This is a genomic window from Citrobacter pasteurii (assembly GCF_019047765.1).
GTDB lineage: Bacteria > Pseudomonadota > Gammaproteobacteria > Enterobacterales > Enterobacteriaceae > Citrobacter > Citrobacter pasteurii.
In genome coordinates, this window is sequence record NZ_CP077262.1 from 2,305,679 (window position 1) to 2,332,066 (window position 26,388).

The 26,388-nt window shown below is 52.6% G+C and carries 25 protein-coding genes; 14 read left to right on the forward strand and 11 right to left on the reverse strand.

Features of this window, described 5'->3' with window-relative positions; genetic code table 11:
- Positions 1-173: 173 nt before the first annotated feature.
- Positions 174-1,907, reverse strand: a complete 1,734-nt coding sequence (argS, locus tag I6L54_RS11225; RefSeq protein WP_005127674.1) for an arginine--tRNA ligase — start codon at positions 1,905-1,907, stop codon at positions 174-176.
- A 238-nt stretch (positions 1,908-2,145) separates the two neighbouring features.
- On the opposite strand from argS, the gene I6L54_RS11230 reads away from it, so the two are divergent.
- Both I6L54_RS11230 and cutC read left to right on the forward strand, forming a co-directional pair.
- Positions 2,146-2,712 (forward strand): VOC family protein, encoded by a 567-nt coding sequence (locus I6L54_RS11230; protein ID WP_005127672.1) that lies wholly within the window; start codon positions 2,146-2,148, stop codon positions 2,710-2,712.
- Positions 2,713-2,715: 3 nt separating this feature from the next.
- Positions 2,716-3,462, forward strand: coding sequence for a copper homeostasis protein CutC (gene cutC, locus I6L54_RS11235; RefSeq protein ID WP_040232404.1), 747 nt, complete (start codon positions 2,716-2,718; stop codon positions 3,460-3,462).
- Positions 3,463-3,617: 155 nt separating this feature from the next.
- Here cutC and cmoB read toward each other — a convergent pair whose 3' ends face one another.
- From cmoB to I6L54_RS11260, 5 genes are read right to left on the reverse strand one after another with little or no spacing between them, the layout of a single operon-like run.
- On the reverse strand, positions 3,618-4,586 hold the full coding sequence (cmoB, locus tag I6L54_RS11240; protein ID WP_005127670.1) for a tRNA 5-methoxyuridine(34)/uridine 5-oxyacetic acid(34) synthase CmoB: 969 nt from the start codon (positions 4,584-4,586) through the stop codon (positions 3,618-3,620).
- Positions 4,583-5,326, reverse strand: coding sequence for a carboxy-S-adenosyl-L-methionine synthase CmoA (cmoA, locus tag I6L54_RS11245; protein WP_005127669.1), 744 nt, complete (start codon positions 5,324-5,326; stop codon positions 4,583-4,585). The genes cmoB and cmoA overlap by 4 nt, the downstream gene beginning before the upstream one ends.
- Before the next feature lie 40 nt (positions 5,327-5,366).
- Positions 5,367-5,762 (reverse strand): MAPEG family protein, encoded by a 396-nt coding sequence (locus tag I6L54_RS11250; protein ID WP_003034689.1) that lies wholly within the window; start codon positions 5,760-5,762, stop codon positions 5,367-5,369.
- Positions 5,763-5,814: 52 nt separating this feature from the next.
- Positions 5,815-6,633, reverse strand: a complete 819-nt coding sequence (locus I6L54_RS11255) for a DUF72 domain-containing protein (RefSeq protein ID WP_040232403.1) — start codon at positions 6,631-6,633, stop codon at positions 5,815-5,817.
- The gene (locus tag I6L54_RS11260; RefSeq protein ID WP_040232401.1) at positions 6,630-7,196 is read right to left on the reverse strand and encodes a hydrolase; all 567 of its coding nucleotides are present in this window, start codon (positions 7,194-7,196) and stop codon (positions 6,630-6,632) included. The genes I6L54_RS11255 and I6L54_RS11260 overlap by 4 nt, the downstream gene beginning before the upstream one ends.
- Before the next feature lie 285 nt (positions 7,197-7,481).
- Here I6L54_RS11260 and aspS point away from each other — a divergent pair, with 285 nt between their 5' ends.
- From aspS to ruvB, 6 genes are all read left to right on the forward strand, one after another.
- Positions 7,482-9,254 (forward strand): aspartate--tRNA ligase, encoded by a 1,773-nt coding sequence (aspS, locus tag I6L54_RS11265; protein ID WP_040232400.1) that lies wholly within the window; start codon positions 7,482-7,484, stop codon positions 9,252-9,254.
- A gap of 1 nt (position 9,255) precedes the next feature.
- Entirely contained in the window at positions 9,256-9,699 is a 444-nt protein-coding gene (nudB, locus tag I6L54_RS11270) for a dihydroneopterin triphosphate diphosphatase (RefSeq protein ID WP_040232398.1), read from the forward strand.
- Between the two features lie 28 nt (positions 9,700-9,727).
- Positions 9,728-10,471 carry a YebC/PmpR family DNA-binding transcriptional regulator gene (locus I6L54_RS11275; RefSeq protein WP_003833836.1) on the forward strand — a complete coding sequence of 248 codons (744 nt, stop codon included), beginning with the start codon at positions 9,728-9,730 and terminating at the stop codon, positions 10,469-10,471.
- A gap of 34 nt (positions 10,472-10,505) precedes the next feature.
- Positions 10,506-11,027 carry a crossover junction endodeoxyribonuclease RuvC gene (gene ruvC / locus I6L54_RS11280; RefSeq protein WP_003034867.1) on the forward strand — a complete coding sequence of 174 codons (522 nt, stop codon included), beginning with the start codon at positions 10,506-10,508 and terminating at the stop codon, positions 11,025-11,027.
- Between the two features lie 80 nt (positions 11,028-11,107).
- The gene (gene ruvA, locus I6L54_RS11285) at positions 11,108-11,719 is read left to right on the forward strand and encodes a Holliday junction branch migration protein RuvA (protein WP_005120694.1); all 612 of its coding nucleotides are present in this window, start codon (positions 11,108-11,110) and stop codon (positions 11,717-11,719) included.
- Between the two features lie 8 nt (positions 11,720-11,727).
- Positions 11,728-12,738, forward strand: coding sequence for a Holliday junction branch migration DNA helicase RuvB (gene ruvB / locus I6L54_RS11290; RefSeq protein WP_005120696.1), 1,011 nt, complete (start codon positions 11,728-11,730; stop codon positions 12,736-12,738).
- Between the two features lie 91 nt (positions 12,739-12,829).
- Here ruvB and znuB read toward each other — a convergent pair whose 3' ends face one another.
- Together znuB and znuC are read right to left on the reverse strand one after the other, a co-directional pair.
- Positions 12,830-13,615 carry a zinc ABC transporter permease subunit ZnuB gene (znuB, locus tag I6L54_RS11295; RefSeq protein WP_005120698.1) on the reverse strand — a complete coding sequence of 262 codons (786 nt, stop codon included), beginning with the start codon at positions 13,613-13,615 and terminating at the stop codon, positions 12,830-12,832.
- Positions 13,612-14,367, reverse strand: a complete 756-nt coding sequence (gene znuC, locus I6L54_RS11300; RefSeq protein WP_040232396.1) for a zinc ABC transporter ATP-binding protein ZnuC — start codon at positions 14,365-14,367, stop codon at positions 13,612-13,614. Before znuC ends, znuB begins: the two co-directional genes overlap by 4 nt.
- A gap of 78 nt (positions 14,368-14,445) precedes the next feature.
- Between znuC and znuA the strand changes: the two genes are divergently transcribed.
- The 3 genes from znuA (at position 14,446) to lpxM (ending at position 17,818) form a co-directional block, all read left to right on the forward strand.
- Positions 14,446-15,390 (forward strand): zinc ABC transporter substrate-binding protein ZnuA, encoded by a 945-nt coding sequence (gene znuA / locus I6L54_RS11305; RefSeq protein ID WP_005120703.1) that lies wholly within the window; start codon positions 14,446-14,448, stop codon positions 15,388-15,390.
- A 15-nt stretch (positions 15,391-15,405) separates the two neighbouring features.
- Positions 15,406-16,725 (forward strand): murein DD-endopeptidase MepM, encoded by a 1,320-nt coding sequence (gene mepM / locus I6L54_RS11310; RefSeq protein WP_005120706.1) that lies wholly within the window; start codon positions 15,406-15,408, stop codon positions 16,723-16,725.
- A 121-nt stretch (positions 16,726-16,846) separates the two neighbouring features.
- Positions 16,847-17,818 carry a lauroyl-Kdo(2)-lipid IV(A) myristoyltransferase gene (gene lpxM / locus I6L54_RS11315; protein WP_040232395.1) on the forward strand — a complete coding sequence of 324 codons (972 nt, stop codon included), beginning with the start codon at positions 16,847-16,849 and terminating at the stop codon, positions 17,816-17,818.
- A gap of 86 nt (positions 17,819-17,904) precedes the next feature.
- Here the strand turns inward: lpxM and pyk are convergent, their stop codons facing one another.
- Both pyk and I6L54_RS11325 read right to left on the reverse strand, forming a co-directional pair.
- Positions 17,905-19,347: a pyruvate kinase gene (gene pyk / locus I6L54_RS11320; RefSeq protein ID WP_005120709.1), complete on the reverse strand. Its 1,443-nt coding sequence runs from the start codon at positions 19,345-19,347 to the stop codon at positions 17,905-17,907.
- A gap of 119 nt (positions 19,348-19,466) precedes the next feature.
- Complete coding sequence (locus I6L54_RS11325) at positions 19,467-20,336, reverse strand: MurR/RpiR family transcriptional regulator (RefSeq protein ID WP_005120711.1); 870 nt, start codon at positions 20,334-20,336, stop codon at positions 19,467-19,469.
- A gap of 535 nt (positions 20,337-20,871) precedes the next feature.
- Between I6L54_RS11325 and zwf the strand changes: the two genes are divergently transcribed.
- The 3 genes from zwf (at position 20,872) to kdgA (ending at position 25,068) form a co-directional block, all read left to right on the forward strand.
- Positions 20,872-22,347, forward strand: a complete 1,476-nt coding sequence (gene zwf, locus I6L54_RS11330; protein WP_005120712.1) for a glucose-6-phosphate dehydrogenase — start codon at positions 20,872-20,874, stop codon at positions 22,345-22,347.
- Between the two features lie 233 nt (positions 22,348-22,580).
- On the forward strand, positions 22,581-24,392 hold the full coding sequence (gene edd, locus I6L54_RS11335; RefSeq protein WP_005120714.1) for a phosphogluconate dehydratase: 1,812 nt from the start codon (positions 22,581-22,583) through the stop codon (positions 24,390-24,392).
- 34 nt (positions 24,393-24,426) lie between these two features.
- On the forward strand, positions 24,427-25,068 hold the full coding sequence (gene kdgA, locus I6L54_RS11340; RefSeq protein ID WP_005120716.1) for a bifunctional 4-hydroxy-2-oxoglutarate aldolase/2-dehydro-3-deoxy-phosphogluconate aldolase: 642 nt from the start codon (positions 24,427-24,429) through the stop codon (positions 25,066-25,068).
- Between the two features lie 102 nt (positions 25,069-25,170).
- On the opposite strand, the gene purT is transcribed toward kdgA, so the two are convergent.
- The gene (gene purT / locus I6L54_RS11345; protein ID WP_005120718.1) at positions 25,171-26,349 is read right to left on the reverse strand and encodes a formate-dependent phosphoribosylglycinamide formyltransferase; all 1,179 of its coding nucleotides are present in this window, start codon (positions 26,347-26,349) and stop codon (positions 25,171-25,173) included.
- Between the last annotated feature and the right edge of the window lie 39 nt (positions 26,350-26,388).

Here is a 26,388-nt window from a genome sequence, read left to right on the forward strand (position 1 = left end):
ATTACAGTGAACGTAGTCGTTTCTCGTAGGCCGGATAAGGCGTTTACGCCGCCATCCGGCAAGGTGCGCCTGACCGCCTGATGGCGCTTCGCTTATCAGGCCTACGAGGGAGGTCATTCGGGAAAATAAAAAAGCCCACGACATAGCGCAGGCTTTCACATCACTCGAGGTGATTACATGCGTTCTACGGTTTCGATACCCAGCGTATCCAGACCCAGCTTCAGGGTTTTCGCCGTCAGTTGCGCCAGTTTCAGGCGGCTGTTACGAATTTCTTCGTTTTCAGCGCTAAGGATAGGGCAGTGTTCGTAGAAGCCAGAGAACAGACCGGCAACGTCGTACAGGTAAGCACACATCACGTGCGGCGTACCTTCACGTGCCACAACGGTCAGCGTTTCTTCAAACTGCAGCAGACGCGCAGCCAGTTGGGCCTCGCGATCTTCGTTGATAATCACCTGCGCATTTGCCAGCGCGCTTTCGTCGATGTCTGCTTTGCGGAACACTGACAGGACTCGGGTGTAAGCATACTGCATGTACGGCGCGGTATTGCCTTCGAATGCCAGCATGTTGTCCCAGTCGAAGATGTAGTCGGTGGTACGGTTTTTCGACAGATCCGCATATTTAACCGCGCCGATACCAACGGCATTCGCCAGTTTTTCCAGCTCATCAGCAGACATGTCCGGGTTCTTCTCTGCCACCAGACGACGCGCACGTTCCAGTGCTTCATCCAGCAGATCGGCCAGTTTAACCGTGCCGCCAGCGCGCGTTTTGAACGGCTTACCGTCTTTACCCAGCATCATACCGAACATATGGTGTTCCAGCGGTACGGAGTCCGGCACATAGCCGGCTTTACGCACGATGGTCCAGGCCTGCATTAAGTGCTGATGCTGACGGGAGTCGATGTAATACAGTACGCGATCGGCATGCAGCGTTTCATAACGATACTTGGCGCAGGCGATGTCGGTCGTGGTGTAGAGATAGCCGCCATCTTTCTTCTGAATGATAACGCCCATCGGTTCGCCTTCCTTGTTCTTATACTCATCAAGGAATACGACGGTAGCGCCTTCGCTTTCAACAGCCAGGCCTTTCGCTTTGAGATCGGCCACAATGCCAGGCAGCATTGGGTTGTACAGGCTTTCACCCATGACGTCGTCACGGGTCAGGGTGACGTTCAGGCGATCGTAGGTTAACTGGTTTTGCGACATGGTAATGTCGACCAGTTTGCGCCACATTTCACGGAAGTACTCATCGCCGCCTTGCAGCTTCACAACATAGCTACGGGCGCGTTCTGCGAAAGCTTCATCTTCGTCGTAATGTTTTTTCGCATCACGGTAGAAACCTTCCAGATCGGCCAGCGCCATCTCGCCGGCATTTTCCTGCTGCTGTTTTTCCAGCCATGCGATGAGCATCCCGAACTGAGTGCCCCAGTCGCCGACGTGGTTAGCGCGGATAACATTGTGGCCAAGGAACTCCAGCGTACGCACCGCAGCGTCACCGATGATGGTGGAACGCAGGTGACCCACGTGCATTTCTTTCGCGACGTTAGGTGCGGAGTAGTCAACCACAACGGTTTGTTTAGCCGGTTGGGTGACGCCCAGACGATCGGAGGCCAGCGCCTGCTGAACGTGTTGCGCCAGAAATGCCGGATCGAGAAAAATGTTGATAAAGCCCGGGCCTGCAATTTCAACTTTGCTGGCGATCCCGTTGAGATCCAGATGAGTCAGCACCTGCTCAGCCAGTTGTCGCGGGGCCATACCCAGTTTTTTCGCGACAGCCATCATGCCGTTGGCCTGATAGTCGCCGAACTGTACTTTTGCTGACTGACGAACCTGCGGTTCGCAATCTGCAGGGGCGCCTGCAGCAATCATGGCCTGACTGACTTTTTCTGAGAGAAGAGCCTGAATATTCACCGGAATACCTTACATTTATGAAGCGGCTTAAAATTGACCGCACCAGTTTAAGAATTAAGGGCGGGAGTATACTGCAAATGCCCGTTGCCGTCAGCATTGCGAGTACCGCCAGCAGCCTGAAATATAAACATTGTTATTACGTATAATTATTCACATCGCGCTTAAGAAAATCAGCTGTTGGTTGGGGCAGCGCAACAGGGTAAATTAGCCGCTTTGAACAAGGATATGAGCTTTCATTATGGCGAACTGGCAAGCAGTTGCAGAACTGCATGATATTTCCGCAGATTTACCGCATTTCATTCAGGCGTTAACGGATCTTTCCACTCGACTTGGGCTGGATGTCTCATCGCTTGAAGCCGATCACATTTCTCTGCGCTGTCATCAAAATACCACCGCAGAGCGCTGGCGTCGTGGTTTTGAACAGTGTGGCGAATTGTTGTCAGAAAATATCATTAATGGCCGACCGATTTGCTTGTTCAAGCTTGATGAACCCGTTTGTGTGCAACACTGGCAATTTACGATCGTAGAACTGCCATGGCCGGGCGAAAAACGCTATCCGCATGAAGGCTGGGAACATGTGGAAATAGTACTGCCGGGTGACGTGGAGACGTTGAATGCACGAGCGCTGGCGCTGCTTTCTGATGAAGGATTGAGTCAGCCGGGGATTTTCGTGAAAACCAGCTCGCCAAAAGGAGAGCGTGAGCGTTTACCGAATCCGACGCTGGCGGTCAGTGATGGCTGCGTCACCCTCAAATTTCATCCGTGGTCAATTGAAGCGATTGTCGCAAGCGAGCAACAGGAGTGAGTGATGGCATTACTGGAAATCTGCTGTTACAGCATGGAGTGCGCACGCACCGCGCAGCAAAACGGTGCGGATCGCATTGAGCTTTGTTCAGCGCCTAAAGAAGGAGGCTTAACGCCGTCGCTGGGGGTGTTGCGCTCTGTACGCCAGCATGTCTCTATTCCCGTTAATCCCATTATCCGTCCGCGTGGGGGCGATTTTTGTTACACCGACGGTGAATTTGCCGCGATGCTTGATGATATCGCGATGGTCAGAGATTTGGGTTTTTCAGGGCTGGTGACCGGCATTCTCGATGTGGACGGGAATGTCGATATGCCACGTATGGAAAAAATAATGGTTGCTGCGGGCCCGCTAAATGTCACGTTTCATCGGGCCTTCGATATGTGTGCCAACCCATTAAATGCGCTGAATAAATTGTCCGATTTAGGTGTCGCCAGAGTGCTGACTTCCGGGCAAAAATCAGATGCAGCGCAAGGTTTAACAAAAATAATGGAACTTATTGCGCAGGCAGATGCTCCAATCATTATGGCCGGAGCGGGGGTTCGCGCCGCGAATTTGTTCCTGTTCCTTAATGCCGGAGTGCAGGAAGTCCACAGTTCTGCCGGAGTATGGCTGGCTTCACCCATGCGGTATCGCAATTCGGGGTTGTCGATGTCTTCGGATTCGCAGGCGGATGAGTATTCACGCTATGCGGTAGACGGGGCGGCGGTTGCTGAAATGAAGGCAATCATTGCGCACCACCAGGCCAGCTGATTTTTACCGTTGCATCATGTCGCCCAATATGATGCTTGCTCGTACCAGGCCCCTGCAATTTCAACAGGGGCCTTTTTTTATCCTTATTATGCCTGATGGCGGCGATGCCTTATCAGGCCTACTGCTCGGTAAGCGTAGCGCCACCGGGCAAACCATCACGGCTTACGCGCAATCAATACCGCACGCAGTGGGGCGGGGTAGCCTTCGATCGTTTTGCTGTGGTCGTTCGGGTCGAGGAAATCGGCCAGCGATTCGGTTATCATCCATTCGGTGCGACGCTGTTCTTCGGTAGTGGTCACACACACGTCGGCGATACGAACATCGACAAATCCGCATTTTTCCAGCCAGTTTTTTAACGCCAGCGCAGACGGAATAAAGTAGACATTACGCATTTGCGCGTAGCGATCGCCTGGTACCAGAACGGTATTTTCATCACCTTCGACCACCAGCGTTTCCAGCACCAGTTCTCCGTCTTTTACCAGTTGATCTTTCAACTGCCAGAGATGTTCCAGCGGCGAACGGCGGTGATAAAGCACGCCCATGGAGAATACGGTATCAAAGGCGTTGAGCGCCGGAAGCTGCTCAATACCCAACGGCAACAGATGTGCGCGCTGGTCATTGCCCAGCAGTTTACGCACCGCTTCAAACTGACACAGGAACAGCTGCGTAGGATCGATACCGACGGCCAGATGTGCCCCCGCGCCAATCATGCGCCACATGTGGTATCCGCTGCCGCAGCCCACGTCGAGAATGGTACGCCCGGTCAGATCGGATAAATGCGGCAGAACGCGATCCCACTTCCAGTCGGAACGCCATTCGGTATCAATATTGACGCCGTACAGCGAATATGGACCTTTGCGCCACGGCATGAGATGACGCATCAGCGTATCAATCCGTTTGATCTGCCCTTCGCTGAGCGGCTCCTCGCTTTCGGCAGTCACGCTATGCAGTAAATCCAGACGATGCGGCGTCAGTTCCGGCAGAAACTCCACGGCATTCGACCACTGCTTAAACAAGCCGTGCTGATCGCGCTGCCAGGTCGCGATTTGCGCTGGCAGCGTTTCCAGCCAATGGGAAAGATGGTTTTTGGCAATCAGCTGATAAAAGTTACCAAAGTCGATCATGCGCTAGCCTCAGCTTTCAATGCCACCAGAGAACCAAAGTTGAAGCACTGGAACCACAGTTCACTGTGCTCAAAACCTGCCTGATGCAGTCGCGCTTTATGCGTTTCGACCGAATCGGTGAGCATCACGTTTTCCAGCATGCTGCGCTTCTGGCTGATTTCCAGTTCGCTATAGCCATTGGCGCGTTTGAAGTCGTGGTGCATGTTGAACAGCAGTTCGCCAACTTTGGCATCTTCGAAGCTGAACTTCTCTGACAGCACCAACGCACCGCCGGGGTTTAACCCCTGATAAATCTTATCCAACAATGCCTGGCGCTCAGGTGGTTCAAGGAATTGCAGGGTAAAATTCAGCACCACCATCGAGGCGTTTTCGATAGTTATGTTGCGAATATCGCCTTCGACCACGTCAACAGGCGTGGGGGCTTTATAGGCATCGATGTGACGACGGCAGCGCTCAACCATGGCCGGGGAGTTATCGACGGCAATAATTTTGCAATTCTCATGATGAATATTGCGACGCACCGAGAGCGTCGCCGCGCCCAGAGAACAGCCCAGATCGTAGACCTGCGTGTTGGGTTGCACGAAACGTTCGGCCAGCATACCAATCATCGAAATGATGTTGGAGTAGCCCGGAACGGAACGCTGGATCATATCCGGGAAGACTTCAGCTACCCGTTCATCAAAGGTCCAGTCACCCAGACTGGCGATAGGCGCAGAAAAAAGCGTGTCGCGGTGAGACATAACGTAAAAATCCGGGAAAAATAAAGTGGCGTATTGTGCGCTAATGCAGGGAGAAAACCAACTCCCAGGGCATATACCAAAGATTTGCCAGCACCATGAGCAACAGTGAACACCAGGTGGCGCTCATGCCGGAACGGCGCCAGCGGAAAAGCCGGTGGTGGAATCCGTAATAATGCATCAGTCGCCCGGCTATCAGCATAAGCCCACAAAGATGCACCATCCACGTTTCAGCGCCGTTCATTTCCATAAAAAGCAGCAGCACTAATGCAACGGGAATATATTCCACTGCATTACCGTGAATGCGGATGGCGCTTTGCAGCTCACTAAAGCCGCCATCACCATAGGCAACGCGATATTGCATGCGCAGGCGAACGACGTCAAAGGAGAACTTTATTAACAATAACGCACCCAGGACGGCATAAAGCGCGCTTACCATACAAACTCCCTTTTAAAATGGCTGCTGGCATTGACTATGATAGGTGGCATTTTCAGAAAAGAGAAGATTGCTGTGGAATCGAGGGCGCTGATCCGATCTCTGGCAGGGCACTACGTAAATCTGCCCATAGCGTGTCTACCAGCTCAGGAGCCTGTGCGATATCCGGCGTGTGTAAAAACAGATATGGCGTGGTGGTCTGTTGCCAGAGTGGCAACTTTGCCAGCCAGGCGGCAAAGAACTGCCTATTTTGTGTCATGTTATCACTACCGATAAAACGGACCATCGGGTGGTTTGCCGTGACTACCGCATGGACCGGGACCTTCGGTTTCTTACGTTGAGCATCGCGTATCGCTTCCGTGTGTGGGATCGCGGCATGGACCGGACGACTGTCTAAAATGACCCGATTAATCCCGCGTTCATGCAGACCCCGATTGAACTGGATCTCTGATTCACCTTTCGCAAAGAAATCCGGATGACGAACCTCGACACCGTAGGTAAACGTTTTAGGGAGGGCATCGAGGAATTGCCACAGGGCAGGGAGGTCACGCGGGCCAAAAGTCGCGGGTAATTGCAGCCAGTATTGTCCAATGCGTGATTCCAGCGGCGACATGCGCGCGAAAAATTCCAGTACCAGGTCATCACAATTACGCAGCGCAGCCTGATGTGAAATGGTGGCCGGAAACTTAAAACAGAATCGAAACGCATCGGTGGTCTGTGCATGCCAACGCGCAACAATCTCGGCTTTTGGCAGGGCGTACAGCGTGGTGTTGCCTTCCACGCAGTTAAAGTGGCGGGCATACTCTTCAAGGCTGGTGATCCCCAGACGCATCCATTTCGGGTGTGACCACTGAGGTAAGCCGATATAGATCATAACGCTTGCAGGATCTCGTCAACGCGACGTACACGGGCAATACGTGGGAAAATATGCGTCATGCTGCCCTGATGCTGGTCGGCGCTGGCGGCACTGCAGGCGTCTTCGGCAACGATCAGGCTAAAACCCAGCTCCCAGGCATTACGCGCGGTGGACTCAACGCCGATATTGGTGGAGATCCCGCAAAGGACGATGGTGTCGATACCACGACGGCGCAATTGCAGTTCCAGGTCAGTACCGTAGAATGCTCCCCACTGGCGCTTGGTGACCTCCAGGTCTGTCGCACTTTTTCCCAGCGCTTGCGGGTATTCCCGCCAGTTTTCGGGTAATGCTTTGGCCGGAGTCTGAGCATCAACCGGTTGTTTTAGCGCTTCGGCATAATCCGCAGACCAGCCGACACGAACCATCACCACCGGTGAACCGTTGGTACGGAATTTTTCCGCCAGTTGTGCGGCGCGCTCGACCACGTTGTTTGCCGAATGAGGTCCACCCGCGAAAGGCAGGATCCCTTCCTGTAGATCGATGACGACAAGAGCGGTTGTTTTTGCGTTCAGTTCCAGCATGGTGACTCCAGTAAAAAGATTTCCGTTACACCTTAATCGCGAATCTGTGTGAAAGGGGCGACAATTTTTGTTATTTTTTGTGAGATTACGCAATACCCGCTTAGGAAACATGCGTACAGTCAGTACCGGACTGAGAGTCTATCCCAGTAGGCTCTTATCGTGCGGCAGAATTTCCAGTATAATAGCCGCCTTTTTTCATTCAGTTGTGACATTCAGCTAAAGCTGCGACTTCGTCATCTGCCGGGCAGGTGACAATCCGCCTGCGGCAAAGTTAAGGGATATCTCATGCGTACAGAATATTGCGGACAGCTACGTCTGTCCCACGAGGGGCAGCAGGTGACTCTGTGTGGTTGGGTCAACCGTCGTCGTGATCTTGGTAGCCTGATCTTTATCGATATGCGCGACCGCGAAGGTATCGTGCAGGTATTTTTCGATCCGGACCGTGCGGACGCGTTAAAGCTGGCCTCCGAACTGCGTAATGAGTTCTGCATCCAGGTTACGGGCACCGTGCGTGCGCGTGATGCGAAAAACGTCAACGCCGATATGGCGACTGGCGAAATTGAAGTGCTGGCCTCCGATCTGGTCATTATCAACCGTTCAGATTCACTGCCGCTCGACTCTAACCACGTAAATACTGAAGAAGCTCGTCTGAAGTATCGCTACCTCGATCTGCGTCGCCCTGAAATGGCGCAGCGCCTGAAAACGCGTGCCAAAATTACCAGCCTGGTGCGTCGTTTTATGGACGACCATGGCTTCCTCGACATCGAAACGCCGATGCTGACGAAAGCGACGCCAGAAGGTGCGCGTGACTACCTGGTACCGTCTCGCGTACATAAAGGTAAATTCTACGCGCTGCCACAGTCTCCTCAGTTGTTCAAACAGCTGCTGATGATGTCTGGTTTCGACCGTTACTACCAGATCGTAAAATGCTTCCGTGACGAAGACTTACGTGCTGACCGCCAGCCTGAATTTACTCAGATCGATGTTGAGACCTCCTTCATGACCGCACCGCAGGTGCGTGAAGTGATGGAAGCGCTGGTGCGTAATCTGTGGCTGGAAGTAAAAGGTGTGGATCTGGGCGATTTCCCGATCATGACCTTTGCTGAAGCTGAGCGTCGCTACGGTTCCGATAAGCCGGATCTGCGTAACCCGATGGAGCTGGTGGACGTTGCTGATTTGCTGAAATCTGTTGAATTCGCCGTGTTCTCTGGCCCGGCTAACGATCCGAAAGGGCGTGTAGCGGCTCTGCGCGTACCTGGCGGCGCTGCACTTAGCCGTAAGCAGATCGACGATTACGGTAACTTCATTAAGATCTACGGCGCGAAAGGTCTGGCATACATTAAAGTCACCGAGCGTGCGAAAGGTCTGGAAGGGGTAACCAGCCCGGTGGCCAAGTTCCTGAATGCTGAAATCATTGAAGCCATTCTGGAACGTACTGGCGCACAAGACGGCGATATGATCTTCTTCGGTGCCGACAACAAGAAAGTGGTTGCCGACGCGATGGGGGCTCTGCGCCTCAAACTGGGTAAAGACCTGAACCTGACCGACGAAGCCAAATGGGCGCCGTTGTGGGTTATCGACTTCCCAATGTTTGAAGACGATGGTGAAGGCGGTCTGACCGCGATGCACCACCCGTTCACCTCGCCGAAAGACATGACGGCGGCTGAGCTGAAAGCTGCGCCCGAAGATGCGGTTGCCAATGCGTACGATATGGTTATCAACGGCTACGAAGTAGGCGGTGGTTCTGTACGTATCCATAACGGTGATATGCAGCAGACCGTATTCGGTATTCTGGGTATCAACGAACAAGAGCAGCGCGAGAAATTCGGCTTCCTGCTCGATGCGTTAAAATACGGTACGCCGCCGCACGCGGGCCTGGCGTTTGGTCTGGATCGTCTGACCATGCTGCTGACCGGTACTGATAACATCCGTGACGTTATTGCTTTCCCGAAAACGACGGCTGCCGCGTGTCTGATGACCGAAGCGCCGAGCCTGGCCAACGAAGCTGCGCTGGCGGAACTGAGTATTCAGGTTGTTAAGAAGGCCGAGAATAACTGATATGGCATATAAACAGCCTGTCTCGGTGTTAGTCGTGATTTATGCAAAGGACACCGGGAGAGTGCTGATGTTACAGCGACGCGACGATCCTGATTTTTGGCAGTCGGTCACCGGCAGCCTTGAAGAAGGTGAAACCGCGTCGCAAGCCGCCCTGCGTGAAGTAAAGGAAGAGGTCGCCATTGATGTTGCGCGTGAGCAGCTGACCTTAATTGACTGCCAGCGCACGGTGGAGTTTGAGATTTTTAGTCATTTACGTCATCGCTATGCGCCAGGAATTGTACGTAATACGGAGTCCTGGTTTTGCCTGGCACTGCCCACTGAACGAGAGATCGTGTTCACCGAACATTTGACCTACCGTTGGGTTAATGCGCACGAGGCTGCACAGTTAACCAAGTCGTGGAGTAACCGGCAGGCGATTGAAGAGTTTGTAATTAACGTCGCCTGAGAAGGCGCGCTTTTTGGAGAGATTATTTATGGCAGGTCATAGTAAATGGGCCAACACCAGACATCGTAAAGCAGCGCAGGATGCTAAGCGCGGTAAGATCTTCACCAAAATCATTCGTGAGCTGGTGACGGCGGCTAAATTGGGTGGTGGCGATCCGGATGCCAACCCACGTCTGCGCGCAGCGGTTGATAAAGCGCTGGCAAACAACATGACTCGTGACACTCTGAACCGTGCAATCGCGCGCGGTGTGGGTGGTGATGAAGATTCCAACATGGAAACCATCATCTATGAAGGTTACGGTCCTGGCGGTACAGCCGTGATGATTGAATGTCTGTCTGACAACCGTAACCGTACCGTTGCAGAAGTGCGCCACGCATTCACTAAAACAGGCGGCAACCTCGGTACCGACGGTTCCGTCGCATACCTGTTCAGCAAGAAAGGCGTGATCTCCTTTGAGCAAGGCGACGAAGACGCCATCATGGAAGCGGCACTGGAAGCCGGTGCTGAAGATGTTGTAACCTTCGACGACGGCGCGATTGACGTATACACCGCGTGGGAAGAGATGGGTAAAGTTCGTGATGCGCTGGAAGCGGCAGGTCTGAAAGCGGACGCGGCTGAAGTTTCTATGATCCCATCCACCAAAGCGGATATGGATGCAGAAACAGCGCCGAAACTGATGCGTCTGATCGATATGCTGGAAGATTGCGATGACGTGCAGGAAGTTTACCACAACGGCGAAATCTCCGATGAGGTTGCAGCTACGTTAGAATGATGTGGTTAAGCCATAAAATAACAGGAGATGCGTGATGTCTATTATTCTCGGCATTGATCCGGGGTCGCGCATTACCGGTTATGGCGTAATCCGTCAGGTCGGCAGACAGTTGACCTACCTCGGCAGTGGTTGTATTCGCACCAAAGTTGACGATCTCCCGTCACGGCTGAAATTAATATACGCGGGGGTGACGGAAATCATCACTCAGTTCCAGCCGGATTATTTTGCCATCGAGCAGGTCTTTATGGCGAAAAATGCCGATTCGGCGCTGAAGCTGGGACAGGCGCGCGGCGTAGCGATTGTTGCTGCGACCAATCAGGATCTTCCGGTGTTTGAGTATGCTGCCCGACAGGTTAAACAGACCGTCGTCGGTATCGGCAGCGCAGAAAAAAGCCAGGTACAGCACATGGTGCGTACGCTGCTCAAACTCCCGGCTAACCCGCAGGCGGATGCTGCGGATGCGCTGGCGATTGCCATTACCCACTGCCATGTCAGCCAGAACGCCATGCAAATGAGTGAGTCGAGGTTGAATTTAGCGCGCGGTAGGTTACGTTAGTGACAAATGAGGCTGGATATCTATCCAGCCTTTTTTTATGATAGCGCATTACCTTTTAGCCCTTAACGCAGGAGCGTCATGTGATAGGCAGACTCAGAGGCATCATTCTTGAAAAACAACCCCCACTGGTCCTTCTGGAAACGGGCGGGGTAGGCTATGAAGTGCATATGCCGATGACCTGTTTCTACGAGCTGCCGGAAGCCGGGCAGGAAGCGATCATCTTCACGCATTTTGTGGTGCGCGAAGACGCACAGCTGCTGTATGGCTTTAACAATAAGCAGGAGCGCACGCTGTTTAAAGAGCTAATTAAAACCAACGGCGTGGGGCCGAAGCTGGCGCTGGCGATCCTCTCCGGCATGTCAGCGCAGCAGTTTGTCAATGCCGTAGAACGTGAAGAACTGGGGGCGCTGGTCAAACTACCGGGTATCGGTAAGAAAACGGCGGAGCGATTGATCGTCGAAATGAAAGACCGCTTTAAAGGACTGCATGGCGATCTCTTTACCCCGGCGGCAGATCTGGTGCTGACATCACCTGCCAGTCCGGTAACCGATGATGCCGAGCAGGAAGCGGTTGCTGCGCTGGTAGCGTTAGGCTATAAACCACAGGAAGCCAGCCGCATGGTAAGCAAAATTGCCCGCCCTGATGCCAGCAGTGAAACCCTGATTCGTGAAGCGCTTCGCGCTGCGCTGTGAGGTAGAGGATGATTGAAGCAGACCGTCTGATTTCGGCTGTCAGCACGACCCCTGAAGATCTGGTGGATCGTGCGATCCGCCCTAAATTGCTGGAAGAGTACATTGGTCAGCCGCAGGTGCGTTCGCAAATGGAGATTTTTATCCAGGCGGCGAAGCTGCGCGGCGATGCCCTCGATCACCTGCTGATTTTTGGTCCTCCGGGTCTCGGTAAAACCACGCTTGCCAATATTGTTGCCAATGAAATGGGCGTCAACCTGCGCACTACGTCCGGCCCGGTACTGGAAAAAGCAGGCGATCTGGCGGCAATGCTCACCAACCTTGAACCACACGATGTGTTGTTTATCGATGAAATCCATCGTCTGTCACCGGTGGTGGAAGAAGTGTTGTATCCGGCAATGGAAGACTACCAGCTGGATATCATGATTGGCGAAGGCCCGGCTGCGCGTTCAATTAAAATCGATCTGCCGCCGTTTACGCTAATCGGCGCCACAACGCGTGCGGGTTCGTTAACGTCTCCGTTGCGTGACCGTTTTGGGATTGTGCAGCGCCTGGAGTTCTATCAGGTGGCTGATCTTCAGCATATTGTTGGACGCAGTGCCCGCTTTATGGGACTGGAGATGAGTGACGAAGGGGCGCTGGAAGTGGCGCGGCGGGCACGTGGTACGCCGCGTATTGCCAACCGTTTATTGCGTCGGGTACGCGATTTTGCCGAGGTGAAGCATGACGGCACCATCTCGGCGGATATCGCCGCCCAGGCATTGGATATGCTCAATGTGGATGCGGAAGGCTTCGATTATATGGACCGCAAGCTGCTGCTGGCCGTGATCGATAAATTCTTTGGTGGTCCGGTCGGGTTAGATAACCTGGCGGCGGCAATCGGCGAAGAACGTGAAACCATTGAGGACGTGCTGGAACCGTATTTGATTCAGCAAGGTTTTCTGCAACGTACCCCGCGCGGACGTATGGCAACGGTGCGGGCATGGAACCACTTTGGCATTACACCACCGGAAATGCCTTAAGCCCCAATAATGCCTGATGGTGCTACGCTAATCAGACCTACGGTATGATGTAGGCCTGATTAGGTGAAACCGCCATCCGGCGAAATACCACTCAGCTCGCTTGCTTCTTCATCATACTGAAGATAAACAGCAGTGCAGCACAAAGCACCACGGATGGCCCGGCCGGTGTGTCATAGAACGCAGAGAAGGTCAGCCCGCCTGTAACCGCTATCATCCCGACACCTACGGCAACGCCTGCCATCTGTTCGGGTGTACGGGCGAAACGACGTGCGGTAGCCGCAGGAATTATCAGCAGTGAGGTGATAATCAGTGCCCCGACGAATTTCATCGCCACACCAATAGTGAGTGCTGTGACCAGCATCAGCAATAGCTTGACACGTTGCAGCTTGACGCCATCAACAAAGGCCAGATCCGGGCTGATAGTCATCGACAGCAGGTTACGCCACTGCCAGAACAAAATCGCCAGAACGATAACCACGCCAATGGCAATGGCCACCAGATCTTCTGGGGTGACGGCGAGCAGATCGCCAAACAGATAGGCCATCAGATCCACACGAATATTCGACATCAGGCTGACAACAACCAGCCCTAATGACAGCGCACTGTGCGCCATAATACCGAGCAGGGTATCAATCGCGAGATGCGGGCGTTTCTCCAGCCAAACCAGGCCTGCGGCCAGCAACAGGGTGATGGCGATAACGGCATAGAAGGGGTTTACATCCAGCAGCAGGCCAAATGCGACGCCCAGCAGTGATGCGTGCGCCAGCGTATCGCCAAAATAAGACATCCGACGCCAGACTACAAACGAGCCAAGCGGGCCAGCAGCGCAGGCCAGCATGATCCCGGCTAACCAGCCGGGTAATAATAATTCAATCATGAGTGACCATTTCCCCGGCGTAAAACAATGCGACCCTGTAAATCGTGGCGATGATTATGGTTGTGACGGTAAATTCCGAGTTGTTCAGCGCCGCGTTGCCCGAACATAGAAATGAATTCAGGGTGCATTGAAACCACCTCTGGCGTGCCGGAGCAGCAAATGTGGTGGTTCAGACACAGGACTTCGTCGGTTTTTGCCATGACCAGATGCAGGTCATGGGATACCATCAGCACGGCGCAATCCAGCTCACGTCGCAACTGATCGATAAGATCGTACAGTGCAACCTGACCATTCACATCCACTCCCTGAGTCGGTTCATCGAGCACCAGGAGCTGCGGTTTATTTAGCAACGCACGGGCCAGCAAGACACGTTGCGTTTCCCCGCCGGACAGTTTTTGCATCGGAGCATCCATCAGATGCCCGGCCTGAACACGCTTCAGCGCAGGGAGAATGTCGGCTTTCTTTGTGCCAGGACGTAAGCGCAAAAAGCGACTCACCGTCAGCGGAAGTGTTGTATCGAGGTAGAGTTTTTGCGGTACATAGCCAATCCGCAAATGCCCGTTGCGCTTGATAACCCCTTCATCAGCCGCTACCAGCCCCAATACAACGCGCACCAGCGTAGACTTTCCGGCCCCATTCGGGCCAAGAAGCGTTAAAATTTTGCCGGGTCGAAGTTCAAGCGATACGTCAGAAAGGACGCGGCGTTGACCATAAGAGACCGAGACATTTTCCAGTGAAACCAAAGTCGTCATATCAATTTTAGTCTTGCAGAAGTTATAGAATGTTATAATATCACATTTCTCACATTCGTTACGATGATTGGTCGCATTATGTTACATAAAAATACGCTTCTTTTCGCAGCATTATCCGCTGCTCTTTGGGGTAGTGCAACTCAGGCAGCAAATGCTGCTGTAGTGGCGTCACTTAAGCCGTTGGGCTTTATTGCTTCGGCGATTGCAGATGGGGTTACAGACACCCAGGTTCTGCTGCCTGACGGGGCCTCCGAACACGATTATTCGCTGCGTCCTTCAGACGTAAAACGCTTACAGAACGCGGACTTAGTAGTTTGGATTGGTCCGGAAATGGAGGCGTTTATGGAAAAGTCAGTCAAGAATATTCCTAACGCAAAACAGGTAACGATTGCGCAGCTCAATGACGTGAAACCGTTACTCATGAAAGGCGCTGACGATGACGATGACGATCATGGGCATAACGACGCTCACGGCGAAAAAAGTGACGAGCATCACCATCATGGTGATTACAACATGCATCTTTGGCTTTCCCCAGAGATAGCGCGGGCCTCAGCGGTTGCAATCCATGATAAATTAGTGGAACTTATGCCGCAAAGTCGAGCCAAACTTGACGCCAACCTGAAGGATTTTGAGGCACAATTAGCCGCAACCGATAAGCAGGTAGGTAACGAGCTCGCACCGCTCAAGGGGAAAGGGTATTTCGTTTTTCATGACGCCTATGGCTATTACGAAAAACACTACGGGCTAACACCGCTTGGTCACTTTACCGTGAACCCTGAGATTCAACCTGGTGCGCAGCGTTTACATGAAATAAGAACACAGTTGGTTGAGCAAAAAGCAACCTGCGTTTTTGCTGAGCCACAGTTCAGGCCAGCGGTCGTTGAAGCCGTAGCGAGAGGGACATCCGTTCGAATGGGAACGTTGGATCCCCTCGGAACGAATATCAAACTGGGTAAAACAAGCTATTCAGCGTTTCTGAACCAATTAGCCAACCAGTATGCGAGCTGCCTGAAAGGAGATTAATGAGGAAGTGAATACGTGCAACAGATAGCTCGCGCTGTCAGCCTGGCATTTAATAATTTGCCGCGACCCCATCGTGTTATGTTGGGGTCGCTTACTGTTCTGACATTGGCCGTCGCAGTCTGGCGGCCTTATGTATACCATCCCGACTCTGCGCCCATCGTTAAAACCATTGAGCTGGAAAAAAGTGAGATACGTTCACTGTTGCCCGAGGCCAGCGAACCTATCGATCAAGCCGCTCAGGAAGATGAAGCTATCCCTCAGGATGAACTCGATGACAAGACCTCTGGCGAGGCCGGGGTTCATGAGTATGTTGTCTCTACCGGTGATACGCTGAGCAGTATTCTGAACCAGTACGGCATTGACATGGGCGATATCAGCCAGCTTGCCGCATCTGATAAAGATTTACGTAATCTGAAAATTGGCCAGCAACTTTCCTGGACACTGTCTTCGGAAGGTGATTTGCAGCGCCTGACCTGGGAAGTTTCCCGCCGTGAAACCCGTACTTATGATCGTACGACAACGGGTTTCAAGATGAGCAGCGAAATGCAGCAGGGTGACTGGGTCAACAGCCGAATAAACGGTACGGTGGGCGGTAGTTTCGTCGCCAGTGCAAGAGATGCCGGCCTGACCAGCTCTGAAATCAGCGCAGTGATTAAAGCGATGCAATGGCAGATGGACTTTCGCAAGTTGAAGAAAGGCGATGAGTTCTCCGTTTTGATGTCTCGCGAGATGCTGGACGGTAAACGCGAGCAAAGCCAGTTGCTGGGCGTTCGTTTGCGCTCTGAAGGCAAGGATTATTACGCGATCCGTGCTGAAGACGGTAAATTCTATGACCGTAACGGGACCGGGCTTGCTAAAGGGTTTATGCGTTTCCCTACGGCGAAGCAGTTCCGTATTTCGTCAAACTTCAATCCACGTCGCCTGAATCCGGTAACCGGACGCGTTGCACCGCACAAAGGTGTCGACTTTGCGATGCCGCAAGGTACGCCGGTGCTGTCAGTCGGTGATGGTGAAGTGGTTGTCGCGAAACGGAGTGGCGCGGCCGGATACTATGTTGCTGTTCGTCACGGTCGCACTTACACCACCCGTTACATGCACCTGCGTAAGCTGCTGGTTAAACCGGGGCAAAAAGTGAAACGTGGCGATCGCATTGCGCTGTCAGGTAACACCGGGCGTTCTACTGGCCCGCACCTGCACTACGAAGTATGGGTCAACCAGCAGGCAGTGAACCCGTTGACGGCAAAACTGCCGCGTACGGAAGGGCTGAGTGGTTCGGATCGTACCGAGTACCTGGCACAGGTGAAAGAGGTTCTGCCTCAGTTACGCTTCGATTAATAAATACACTGACAGAGCCGGTACGCTAAGCGTGCCGGCTTTTTTTATTTTGTACGGGACACGGTGCGCCGCTACACTATCAACAGATTTACTTTTTCGCGGCCCCCGATACTGGAAGAGCATGGAAACGAAAAAAAAGAGTATTGAGTATATCCCTGAGTTTCATAAATCATTCCGTCACCCGCGCCACTGGGGCGCCTGGCTTGGCGTGGCAGCGATTGCAGGGATTGCATTAACGCCTGCGTCATTTCGCGATCCCATTCTGGCGAAACTGGGGCGGCTTGCCGGGCGACTGGGGAAAAGTTCGCGTCGTAGAGCGCTTATCAATTTATCCCTCTGTTTTCCTGAGCGCAGCGAAGCCGAGCGTGAGGCCATCGTTGATGAGATGTTTGCGACTGCGCCTCAGGCGATGGTTATGATGGCAGAATTAGCCATGCGTGGCCCGGAGAAAATCCAGCACCGCGTTGACTGGCAGGGCCTGGAAATTATCGATGAGATGCGACGTAATGAGGAAAAGGTGATTTTTCTCGTCCCTCACGGCTGGGGGGTTGATATTCCGGCAATGCTGATGGCCTCTCAGGGCCAGAAAATGGCAGCGATGTTCCATAACCAGGGCAATCCGGTATTTGACTATGTCTGGAATACGGTACGTCGACGTTTTGGCGGTCGTTTACATGCTCGTAACGACGGTATTAAACCTTTTATTCAGTCGGTACGGCAGGGATACTGGGGATATTACTTACCGGATCAGGATCACGGCCCGGAGCACAGCGAGTTTGTCGATTTCTTCGCGACCTATAAGGCAACGTTACCGGCGATTGGCCGCCTGATGAAGGTTTGTCATGCGCGCGTAATACCGCTGTTCCCGGTGTACGATGGCAAAACGCATCGTCTGATGATTCAGGTACGCCCACCCATGGATGACATTCTGACGGCAGATGACCATACAATTGCCAGGCGGATGAATGAAGAAGTGGAGATTTTTGTCACCCCGCATCTTGAACAATACACCTGGATTCTGAAACTGCTAAAGACCCGCAAACCCGGCGAAATTGAACCGTATAAACGCAAAGATCTTTATCCTAAGAAATAGAAAAAGCCTCTCGAACGAGAGGCTTTTTTGTATCAGTCGACCTGCACGCCTGATAAGCAAGTAATATCAGGCAGTCAGCAGCGTCGTTATTCTACAGTCAGAATACGTGTGGTGTTGGTGGAACCGATGGTGCTCATGACATCACCCTGGGTCACAATCACCAGATCGCCTGACACCAGGTAACCTTTGTCGCGCAGCAGATTGACCGCTTCGCTGGCAGCCACTACACCGTCAGTTTCGCTGTCAAAGTGGACCGGCGTAACGCCACGATACAGAGAGGTCAGATTCAGCGTACGCTCATGACGAGACATCGCGAAAATTGGCAGGCCAGAACTGATGCGTGATGTCATCAGCGCAGTACGACCGGACTCGGTCATGGCGATGATAGCGGTAACGCCTTTCAGATGGTTCGCGGCATACATCGCTGACATGGCGATAGCTTCTTCGACATTATCAAACTGTACGTCGAGACGGTGTTTAGAAACGTTGATGCTTGGGATTTTCTCCGCGCCCAGACATACGCGAGCCATTGCCGCGACGGTTTCCGCCGGGTACTGACCTGCGGCTGTTTCTGCTGAGAGCATGACGGCATCAGTCCCATCCAGCACGGCGTTTGCCACGTCCATGACTTCCGCACGCGTCGGCATTGGATTAGTGATCATTGACTCCATCATCTGCGTTGCGGTAATGACCGCACGGTTCAGCTGACGTGCGCGACGGATCAACGCTTTCTGAATACCAACCAGCTCCGGGTCACCAATTTCCACACCCAGGTCACCACGCGCGACCATTACCACGTCAGAGGCAAGGATGATGTCATCCATCGCATTCTGGTCGCAGACAGCTTCAGCACGCTCTACCTTGGCAACAATTTTTGCATCGCAGCCAGCATCGCGTGCCAGGCGGCGGGCATAATTCAGATCTTCGCCACAGCGAGGGAAGGAAACCGCCAGATAGTCAACGCTGATTTGCGCTGCAGTAATGATGTCTGCTTTGTCTTTTTCCGTCAGCGCTTCAGCAGAAAGGCCACCGCCAAGTTTGTTGATGCCTTTGTTGTTGGAGAGCGGGCCACCGACAGTGACTTCGGTGAACACTTTCATACCCTGAACTTCCAGCACTTTGAGCTGTACGCGACCATCATCCAGCAGCAGGATATCGCCCGGCACTACGTCAGCAGGCAAGCCTTTGTAATCGATGCCGACTTTTTCTTTGTCGCCTTCACCTTTACCGAGGTTGGCGTCTAACAGGAATTTGTCGCCAACATTGAGAAATACTTTACCTTCTTTAAAGGTCGATACGCGGATTTTAGGTCCCTGCAGGTCACCCAAAATAGCTACATGACGTCCCAGCTTGGCGGCAATCTCACGGACTTTATCCGCCCGCATTTTGTGATCTTCTGGAGAGCCGTGCGAAAAGTTCATACGTACAACGTTCGCCCCAGCGGCGATAATTTTCTCAAGGTTGTTATCGCGGTCAGTTGCCGGGCCTAAGGTGGTAACGATTTTGGTTCTGCGAAGCCTTCTGGACATGTAATACTCCGTTGACTGAAACAACTAGGTGTTGCGTGAACATTGATCCGGCCGTTCTCGAACATAAACGGTAAAATGAACGACCCGGATGATAAAAGGGTAGAACATTGTTATTGCTTTTAGCGGTCATCACTCTTGATGAGTAATTCTTTATCAAAACGCGATTCCTTGAGCGCTTCCTTGACACGCTTCAAGTTATCTCTAAATTTTGCCCCACGGCGCAAAGTAAATCCCGTAGCCAGCACATCTATCACGGTAAGTTGAGCAAGTCGAGAGACCATGGGCATATAAATGTCAGTATCTTCCGGTACATCGAGGGTAATTGCCAGCGTTGCTTCACGTGCCAGCGGAGTACCAGGAGATGTCAGGGCAATCACCATGGCATCGTTTTCTCTTGCCAGTTGTGCCAGCTCAACCAGACTTTTGGTTCTTCCGGTGTGTGAAATAAGCACAATGACATCGTCATCACTACAATTCATACAGCTCATGCGTTGCAGTACGATGTCGTCGGAATAGATAACTGGAACGTTAAAGCGGAAAAATTTATTCATGGCGTCATGCGCCACCGCGGCGGAGGAACCGAGCCCAAAAAAGGCAATTTTCTTCGCCTGAGTGAGTAAATCAACCGCACGATTTACCGCTGCGTTATCCAGCGACTGACGAACATGGTCAAGGCTCGCCATTGCAGACTCGAAGATTTTCCCCGTGTAGGATTCAACGCTGTCATCCTCATCCACATTGCGATTAACATAAGGGGTACCATTTGCCAGGCTTTGCGCCAGATGCAGTTTAAAATCAGGAAAGCCACGTGTATCCATGCTGCGGCAGAAACGGTTAACGGTCGGTTCGCTGACATTGGCTTCCAGCGCCAGCGCAGCAATGCTCGAATGGATTGCCTGGTCTGGTGAGGTAAGAATAACGTCAGCAACCTTACGTTCTGACTTGCTCAAATGTTCCAGTTTTAACTGGATTTTTTCCAGCATATTCATGATTTAGGTAGACTCATGGGTCATGGGCAAAAGCGATTTCAGCAATATGGGGAAATCGGGGCATAATTTTGCTATACACGTCATACTTCGAGCCGCAGGGGGCTACGTTAATTCACCTGAATCGCTTACTTGAGTAAGCCCATCGGGATGAAATGAGGGACATCCTTCGGTTGGAAAAATTCGTTCCTGACGAATTTGTCACTCGTTTGCCGCTTTCCTGCAACACGAATTATTTTGTGCGTAGATACTACCTCTGGGAGTGAAGGAACGGGGCAAAATGGAGAGAATAGTTGTTGTTTTTTTTCATTACATGATCGAAGTCCGGTTTTCATACTTCTTCATGGGTACGAAACAAAGCGACTTTTTTATCCATTTTGAGCGTAACTGACGCTTGTTTAACCGCTGTTTTCGGTAACAGCACGGCTGGATAAGCGTTTACGGTTCACGGAATCACGTAAAAGCAGTACAGTGCACTGTAATAAAATTACAACCAGTGTCTGGCAAAAGTACCAGGCACTCAATTGAGGAGAATGACATGGCGGTAACGCAAACAGCCCAGGCATGTGACCTGGTCATTTTCGGCGCGAAGGGCGACCTGGCGCGACGGAAATTGCTGCCTTCCCTGTATCAACTTGAAAAGGCCGGTCAGATTAACCCGGATACCCGCATCATTGGGGTAGGGCGTGCTGATTGGGACAAAGCTGCCTATACCAAGGTTGTACGCGAAGCGCTCGAAACGTTCATGAAAGAAAAAATTGATGAAAGTTTATGGGAAACCCTCAGTGGCCGTCTGGATTTTTGTAACCTGGACGTCAATGACACCGCCGCATTTCGCCGTCTGGGCGAGATGCTGGATCAAAAATCACGTACCACGATTAACTATTTCGCTATGCCGCCAAGCACCTTTGGCGCGATCTGCAAAGGTTTGGGTGAAGCAAAACTTAACGCGAAGCCTGCGCGTGTCGTGATGGAAAAACCGCTGGGTACTTCGCTCGCGACATCCCGTGAAATCAACGACCAGGTGGGTGAGTATTTCGAAGAATGCCAGGTTTACCGCATCGATCACTATCTTGGTAAAGAGACGGTTCTGAACCTGCTGGCGCTGCGTTTCGCTAACTCCCTGTTTGTGAATAACTGGGATAATCGCACTATCGACCACGTAGAAATTACCGTAGCGGAAGAAGTGGGTATTGAAGGGCGCTGGGGCTATTTTGACCAGGCCGGTCAAATGCGCGATATGATCCAGAACCACCTGCTGCAGATCCTATGCATGATCGCAATGTCCCCTCCGGCTGATCTGAGCGCCGACAGCATTCGCGATGAGAAAGTAAAGGTACTGAAATCGCTGCGTCGCATCGATCGCTCGAACGTGCGTGAAAAAACGGTTCGCGGCCAGTACACCACTGGTTTTGCCCAGGGTAAAAAGGTACCGGGTTACCTGGAAGAAGAGGGCGCGAATAAGAGCAGCAATACGGAAACGTTTGTGGCGATCCGCGTCGATATCGATAACTGGCGCTGGACGGGTGTACCGTTCTACCTGCGTACCGGTAAACGTTTACCAACCAAGTGCTCTGAAGTGGTGGTTTACTTCAAAACACCTGAGCTGAATCTGTTTAAAGAATCCTGGCAGGATCTGCCGCAGAACAAGTTGACTATTCGTTTGCAGCCTGATGAAGGGGTTGATATTCAGGTACTGAACAAAGTGCCGGGTCTGGATCACAAACATAATCTGCAAATCACTAAGCTGGATCTGAGCTACTCAGAAACCTTCAACCAAACGCACCTGGCCGATGCCTATGAGCGCCTGCTGTTGGAAACCATGCGCGGTATTCAGGCTCTGTTTGTGCGTCGCGATGAGGTCGAAGAAGCCTGGAAGTGGGTGGATTCAATTACTGAAGCCTGGGCGATGGATAACGAGTCGCCGAAGCCTTATCAGGCAGGAACCTGGGGACCGGTTGCGTCGGTGGCCATGATCACCCGTGACGGTCGCTCCTGGAACGAATTCGAGTAAAAGATCATCTAGCCATTAGGTGTTATTTTACCGGTAACATGATCTAACACAGATTGTAGAATAATTTTTGCACTTTTAAACCTCGCGTGGATTCACCCGCGAGGTTTTTTTTATTACACTGCCTGAAACGATTTTGCCCCTGAGCTACGGCTAACAAGCGATTCAGCAATATTTAGCGATGCTGAATACATTGTTTACCCAACCGCTCTGACAGATAAATTTTAGGAGCCTCTATGAATCCGAATTTGTTACGCGTAACACAACGTATCGTCGAACGTTCCCGGGACACGCGTTCCGCCTACCTCGCTCGAATCGAACAGGCTAAAACGACTACCGTCCATCGTTCACAACTGGCGTGCGGTAATCTGGCGCATGGTTTTGCCGCCTGTCAGCCGGAGGATAAAGCCTCGCTAAAAAGTATGTTGCGTAACAATATCGCGATCATTACCTCCTACAACGACATGCTTTCCGCACACCAGCCGTATGAACACTATCCGGCCATCATTCGCAAAGCACTACATGAAGCCAATGCGGTGGGCCAGGTTGCTGGTGGTGTACCTGCGATGTGCGACGGTGTGACTCAGGGTCAGGACGGCATGGAGCTTTCTCTGCTAAGTCGTGAAGTCATTGCGATGTCGGCGGCCGTGGGGCTCTCACACAATATGTTCGATGGTGCGCTGTTCCTCGGTGTATGTGACAAGATTGTCCCGGGCCTGGTCATGGCGGCGCTTTCCTTCGGTCATCTGCCTTCAATTTTCATCCCTTCAGGCCCGATGGCGAGTGGTCTGGCGAACAAAGAGAAAGTGCGTATTCGTCAACTGTATGCCGAAGGCAAAGTGGATCGTATGGCACTGCTCGAATCCGAAGCTGCGTCTTATCATGCACCGGGTACTTGTACGTTCTACGGCACCGCTAACACCAACCAGATGGTAGTGGAGTTCATGGGCATGCAGTTGCCAGGCTCCTCTTTTGTGCACCCTGATGCGCCGCTGCGTGAAGCGCTGACCGCAGCCGCAGCCCGTCAGGTGACGCGCCTGACCGGCAACGGCAATGAATGGATGCCGATCGGTAAAATGATCGATGAAAAAGTGGTGGTGAACGGGATTGTCGCGCTGCTGGCGACCGGGGGCTCAACCAACCATACCATGCATCTGGTGGCTATGGCGCGCGCGGCCGGGATTCTGATTAACTGGGATGACTTCTCCGATCTGTCCGATATCGTGCCGCTGATGGCGCGTCTGTACCCGAATGGACCGGCGGACATTAACCATTTCCAGGCTGCTGGCGGTGTGCCTGTATTAATGCGTGAACTGCTGAACGCGGGTCTGTTACATGAAGATGTGAATACCGTGGCCGGATTCGGTTTATCGCGTTACACCCTGGAGCCGTGGCTGAATAATGGCGAACTGGATTGGCGCGAAGGTGCGGAAAAATCGCTGGACAACAATGTGATTGCCGCCTTTGACCAGCCATTCTCCCATCACGGCGGCACTAAAGTACTGAGTGGCAACCTGGGGCGTGCGGTAATGAAAACCTCAGCTGTTCCAGTTGAAAATCAGGTGATTGAAGCACCTGCAGTGGTCTTTGAAAGTCAACATGATGTGTTACCGGCGTTTGATGCGGGTCTGCTTGACCGGGATTGTGTGGTCGTTGTGCGCCATCAGGGACCAAAAGCGAACGGAATGCCAGAATTACATAAACTCATGCCGCCACTTGGTGTATTATTGGACCGTTGTTTCAAAATTGCGTTAGTTACCGATGGACGACTTTCAGGTGCTTCAGGTAAAGTGCCTTCAGCAATCCATGTAACCCCAGAAGCCTACGATGGCGGGCTGCTGGCGAAAGTGCGCGATGGCGACATCATTCGTGTGAATGGACAGACAGGTGAATTGACGCTGCTGGTTGATGAAGAGGAACTTGCCTCTCGTCAGCCTCACATTCCTGACCTTAGCGCTTCGCGCGTGGGTACCGGGCGTGAAATGTTCAGCGCGTTGCGTGAAAAGCTGTCCGGTGCGGAGCAGGGCGCAACCTGTATCACTTTTTAAGACTTAATTTGTAATCAGGCGAGAGAAAACTCTGATGAAAAACTGGAAGACAAGTGCAGAAGCAATCCTGACCACTGGCCCGGTTGTACCGGTTATTGTGGTTAACAAACTGGAACACGCTGTGCCGATGGCAAAAGCGTTAGTTGCAGGGGGCGTGCGCGTTCTGGAAGTGACGTTACGTACCGCATGTGCGATGGATGCTATTCGTGCAATCGCGAAAGAAGTACCGGATGCTATCGTTGGTGCGGGTACTGTGCTGAATCCACAGCAACTGGCTGAAGTTACTGCGGCTGGTGCTCAGTTTGCGATTAGCCCGGGTCTGACCGAGCCGCTGTTGAAAGCAGCAACCGAAGGGACGATTCCGTTGATCCCGGGTATCAGCACCGTTTCTGAACTGATGCTGGGTATGGACTACGGTTTGAAAGAGTTCAAATTCTTCCCGGCTGAAGCGAACGGCGGTACGAAAGCACTGCAGGCAATCGCGGGTCCGTTCTCTCAGGTTCGTTTCTGCCCGACCGGCGGTATCTCTCCGGCGAACTACCGTGACTACCTGGCCCTGAAAAGCGTGCTGTGCATTGGCGGTTCCTGGCTGGTTCCGGCGGATGCGCTGGAAGCGGGTGATTACGATCGTATCACCAAACTGGCTCGCGAAGCGGTTGAAGGCGCGAAGCAGTAAGCTATCAACGTGTAAACCGAAGGCCCGATAAGAGGCGTTAGCGCCACTATCGGGCTTTGCCGGATGGGAGGATACTGCCTCATCCGGTTTACGGAGCCGGTTTTAACCTGCCACGATTACCTGTGAAGCCGCGTTTTTCGCGCGATCAACCGCTTCTTCAACACTTTCTGCAGTTGCCAGCACGACACCTAAACGACGCGTACCGTCGATTTCGGGTTTACCAAACAGACGTATCTGCAAACCTGCGCCAACGGCAGCATCCACATTATCAAAGGTAACGTTTTGGCTGCATAGCTGCGGCAGGATCACCGCTGACGCTGACGGCCCATACTGGCGGATTGCGCCAACGGGAAGACCAAGGAATGCACGCACGTGCAGGGCAAACTCGGACAGATCCTGAGAAATCAGCGTCACCATACCCGTGTCGTGCGGGCGAGGGGATACTTCGCTGAAAATCACCTCGTCACCGCAGACAAACAGTTCGACCCCAAACAGCCCGTGGCCGCCCAGTGCCAGCACCACCTTACGGGCAATCTCCTGCGCGCGCGCCAGAGCCAGTTCACTCATCTGCTGCGGCTGCCAGGATTCGCGATAGTCGCCGTCTTCCTGGCGATGACCTACCGGCGCGCAGAAATGCACACCATCAACAGCGCTGACGGTAAGCAGGGTGATTTCAAAATCGAAATTCACCACGCCTTCGATGATAACACGCCCGGCGCCAGCTCGCCCGCCCTGTTGGGCATAGTTCCAGGCTTCGGTTAGCTGTTCGGCGGAGCGGATAAAGCTCTGGCCTTTACCGGAAGAACTCATTACCGGTTTTACGATGCAGGGATAACCGATTTCGTCCACGGCCTCGCGAAAACGCATTTCACTGTCGGCGAAGCGGAAAGATGATGTCGGTAAAGATAACTCATCGGCGGCGAGGCGACGGATGCCTTCCCGGTTCATGGTCAGTTGAGTCGCGCGGGCGCAAGGCACTACGTTCAGGCCTTCCTGCTCCAGTTTTACCAGCATATCTGTGGCGATGGCTTCAATTTCTGGCACGATAAAATGCGGTTTTTCATGCCCGACAACCTGGCGTAATGCATCACCATCCAACATGTTGATGACGTAGGAACGATGAGCAACGTGCATCGCTGGTGCGTCGGGGTAACGATCCACGGCAATGACTTCCACACCCAGGCGTTGGCATTCAATCGCCACTTCTTTACCCAGTTCACCTGAACCTAATAACATCACACGCGTTGCTGCAGGACGCAGTGCTGTGCCTAATAACGTCATAAATTAATCCCCTGTTTTAACTGGGCGCAGTATATACGA

Excerpts from the sequence above, each read along its gene's own strand:
- I6L54_RS11230 (WP_005127672.1), top strand. The coding sequence starts at position 2,146 with ATGGCGAACTGGCAAGCAGTTGCAGAACTGCATGATATTTCCGCAGAT.
- cutC (WP_040232404.1), top strand. The coding sequence starts at position 2,716 with ATGGCATTACTGGAAATCTGCTGTTACAGCATGGAGTGCGCACGCACC.
- cmoB (WP_005127670.1), bottom strand. The coding sequence starts at position 4,586 with ATGATCGACTTTGGTAACTTTTATCAGCTGATTGCCAAAAACCATCTT.
- cmoA (WP_005127669.1), bottom strand. The coding sequence starts at position 5,326 with ATGTCTCACCGCGACACGCTTTTTTCTGCGCCTATCGCCAGTCTGGGT.
- I6L54_RS11250 (WP_003034689.1), bottom strand. The coding sequence starts at position 5,762 with ATGGTAAGCGCGCTTTATGCCGTCCTGGGTGCGTTATTGTTAATAAAG.
- I6L54_RS11255 (WP_040232403.1), bottom strand. The coding sequence starts at position 6,633 with ATGATCTATATCGGCTTACCTCAGTGGTCACACCCGAAATGGATGCGT.
- I6L54_RS11260 (WP_040232401.1), bottom strand. The coding sequence starts at position 7,196 with ATGCTGGAACTGAACGCAAAAACAACCGCTCTTGTCGTCATCGATCTA.
- aspS (WP_040232400.1), top strand. The coding sequence starts at position 7,482 with ATGCGTACAGAATATTGCGGACAGCTACGTCTGTCCCACGAGGGGCAG.
- nudB (WP_040232398.1), top strand. The coding sequence starts at position 9,256 with ATGGCATATAAACAGCCTGTCTCGGTGTTAGTCGTGATTTATGCAAAG.
- I6L54_RS11275 (WP_003833836.1), top strand. The coding sequence starts at position 9,728 with ATGGCAGGTCATAGTAAATGGGCCAACACCAGACATCGTAAAGCAGCG.
- ruvC (WP_003034867.1), top strand. The coding sequence starts at position 10,506 with ATGTCTATTATTCTCGGCATTGATCCGGGGTCGCGCATTACCGGTTAT.
- ruvB (WP_005120696.1), top strand. The coding sequence starts at position 11,728 with ATGATTGAAGCAGACCGTCTGATTTCGGCTGTCAGCACGACCCCTGAA.
- znuB (WP_005120698.1), bottom strand. The coding sequence starts at position 13,615 with ATGATTGAATTATTATTACCCGGCTGGTTAGCCGGGATCATGCTGGCC.
- znuC (WP_040232396.1), bottom strand. The coding sequence starts at position 14,367 with ATGACGACTTTGGTTTCACTGGAAAATGTCTCGGTCTCTTATGGTCAA.
- znuA (WP_005120703.1), top strand. The coding sequence starts at position 14,446 with ATGTTACATAAAAATACGCTTCTTTTCGCAGCATTATCCGCTGCTCTT.
- lpxM (WP_040232395.1), top strand. The coding sequence starts at position 16,847 with ATGGAAACGAAAAAAAAGAGTATTGAGTATATCCCTGAGTTTCATAAA.
- pyk (WP_005120709.1), bottom strand. The coding sequence starts at position 19,347 with ATGTCCAGAAGGCTTCGCAGAACCAAAATCGTTACCACCTTAGGCCCG.
- I6L54_RS11325 (WP_005120711.1), bottom strand. The coding sequence starts at position 20,336 with ATGAATATGCTGGAAAAAATCCAGTTAAAACTGGAACATTTGAGCAAG.
- zwf (WP_005120712.1), top strand. The coding sequence starts at position 20,872 with ATGGCGGTAACGCAAACAGCCCAGGCATGTGACCTGGTCATTTTCGGC.
- edd (WP_005120714.1), top strand. The coding sequence starts at position 22,581 with ATGAATCCGAATTTGTTACGCGTAACACAACGTATCGTCGAACGTTCC.
- kdgA (WP_005120716.1), top strand. The coding sequence starts at position 24,427 with ATGAAAAACTGGAAGACAAGTGCAGAAGCAATCCTGACCACTGGCCCG.
- purT (WP_005120718.1), bottom strand. The coding sequence starts at position 26,349 with ATGACGTTATTAGGCACAGCACTGCGTCCTGCAGCAACGCGTGTGATG.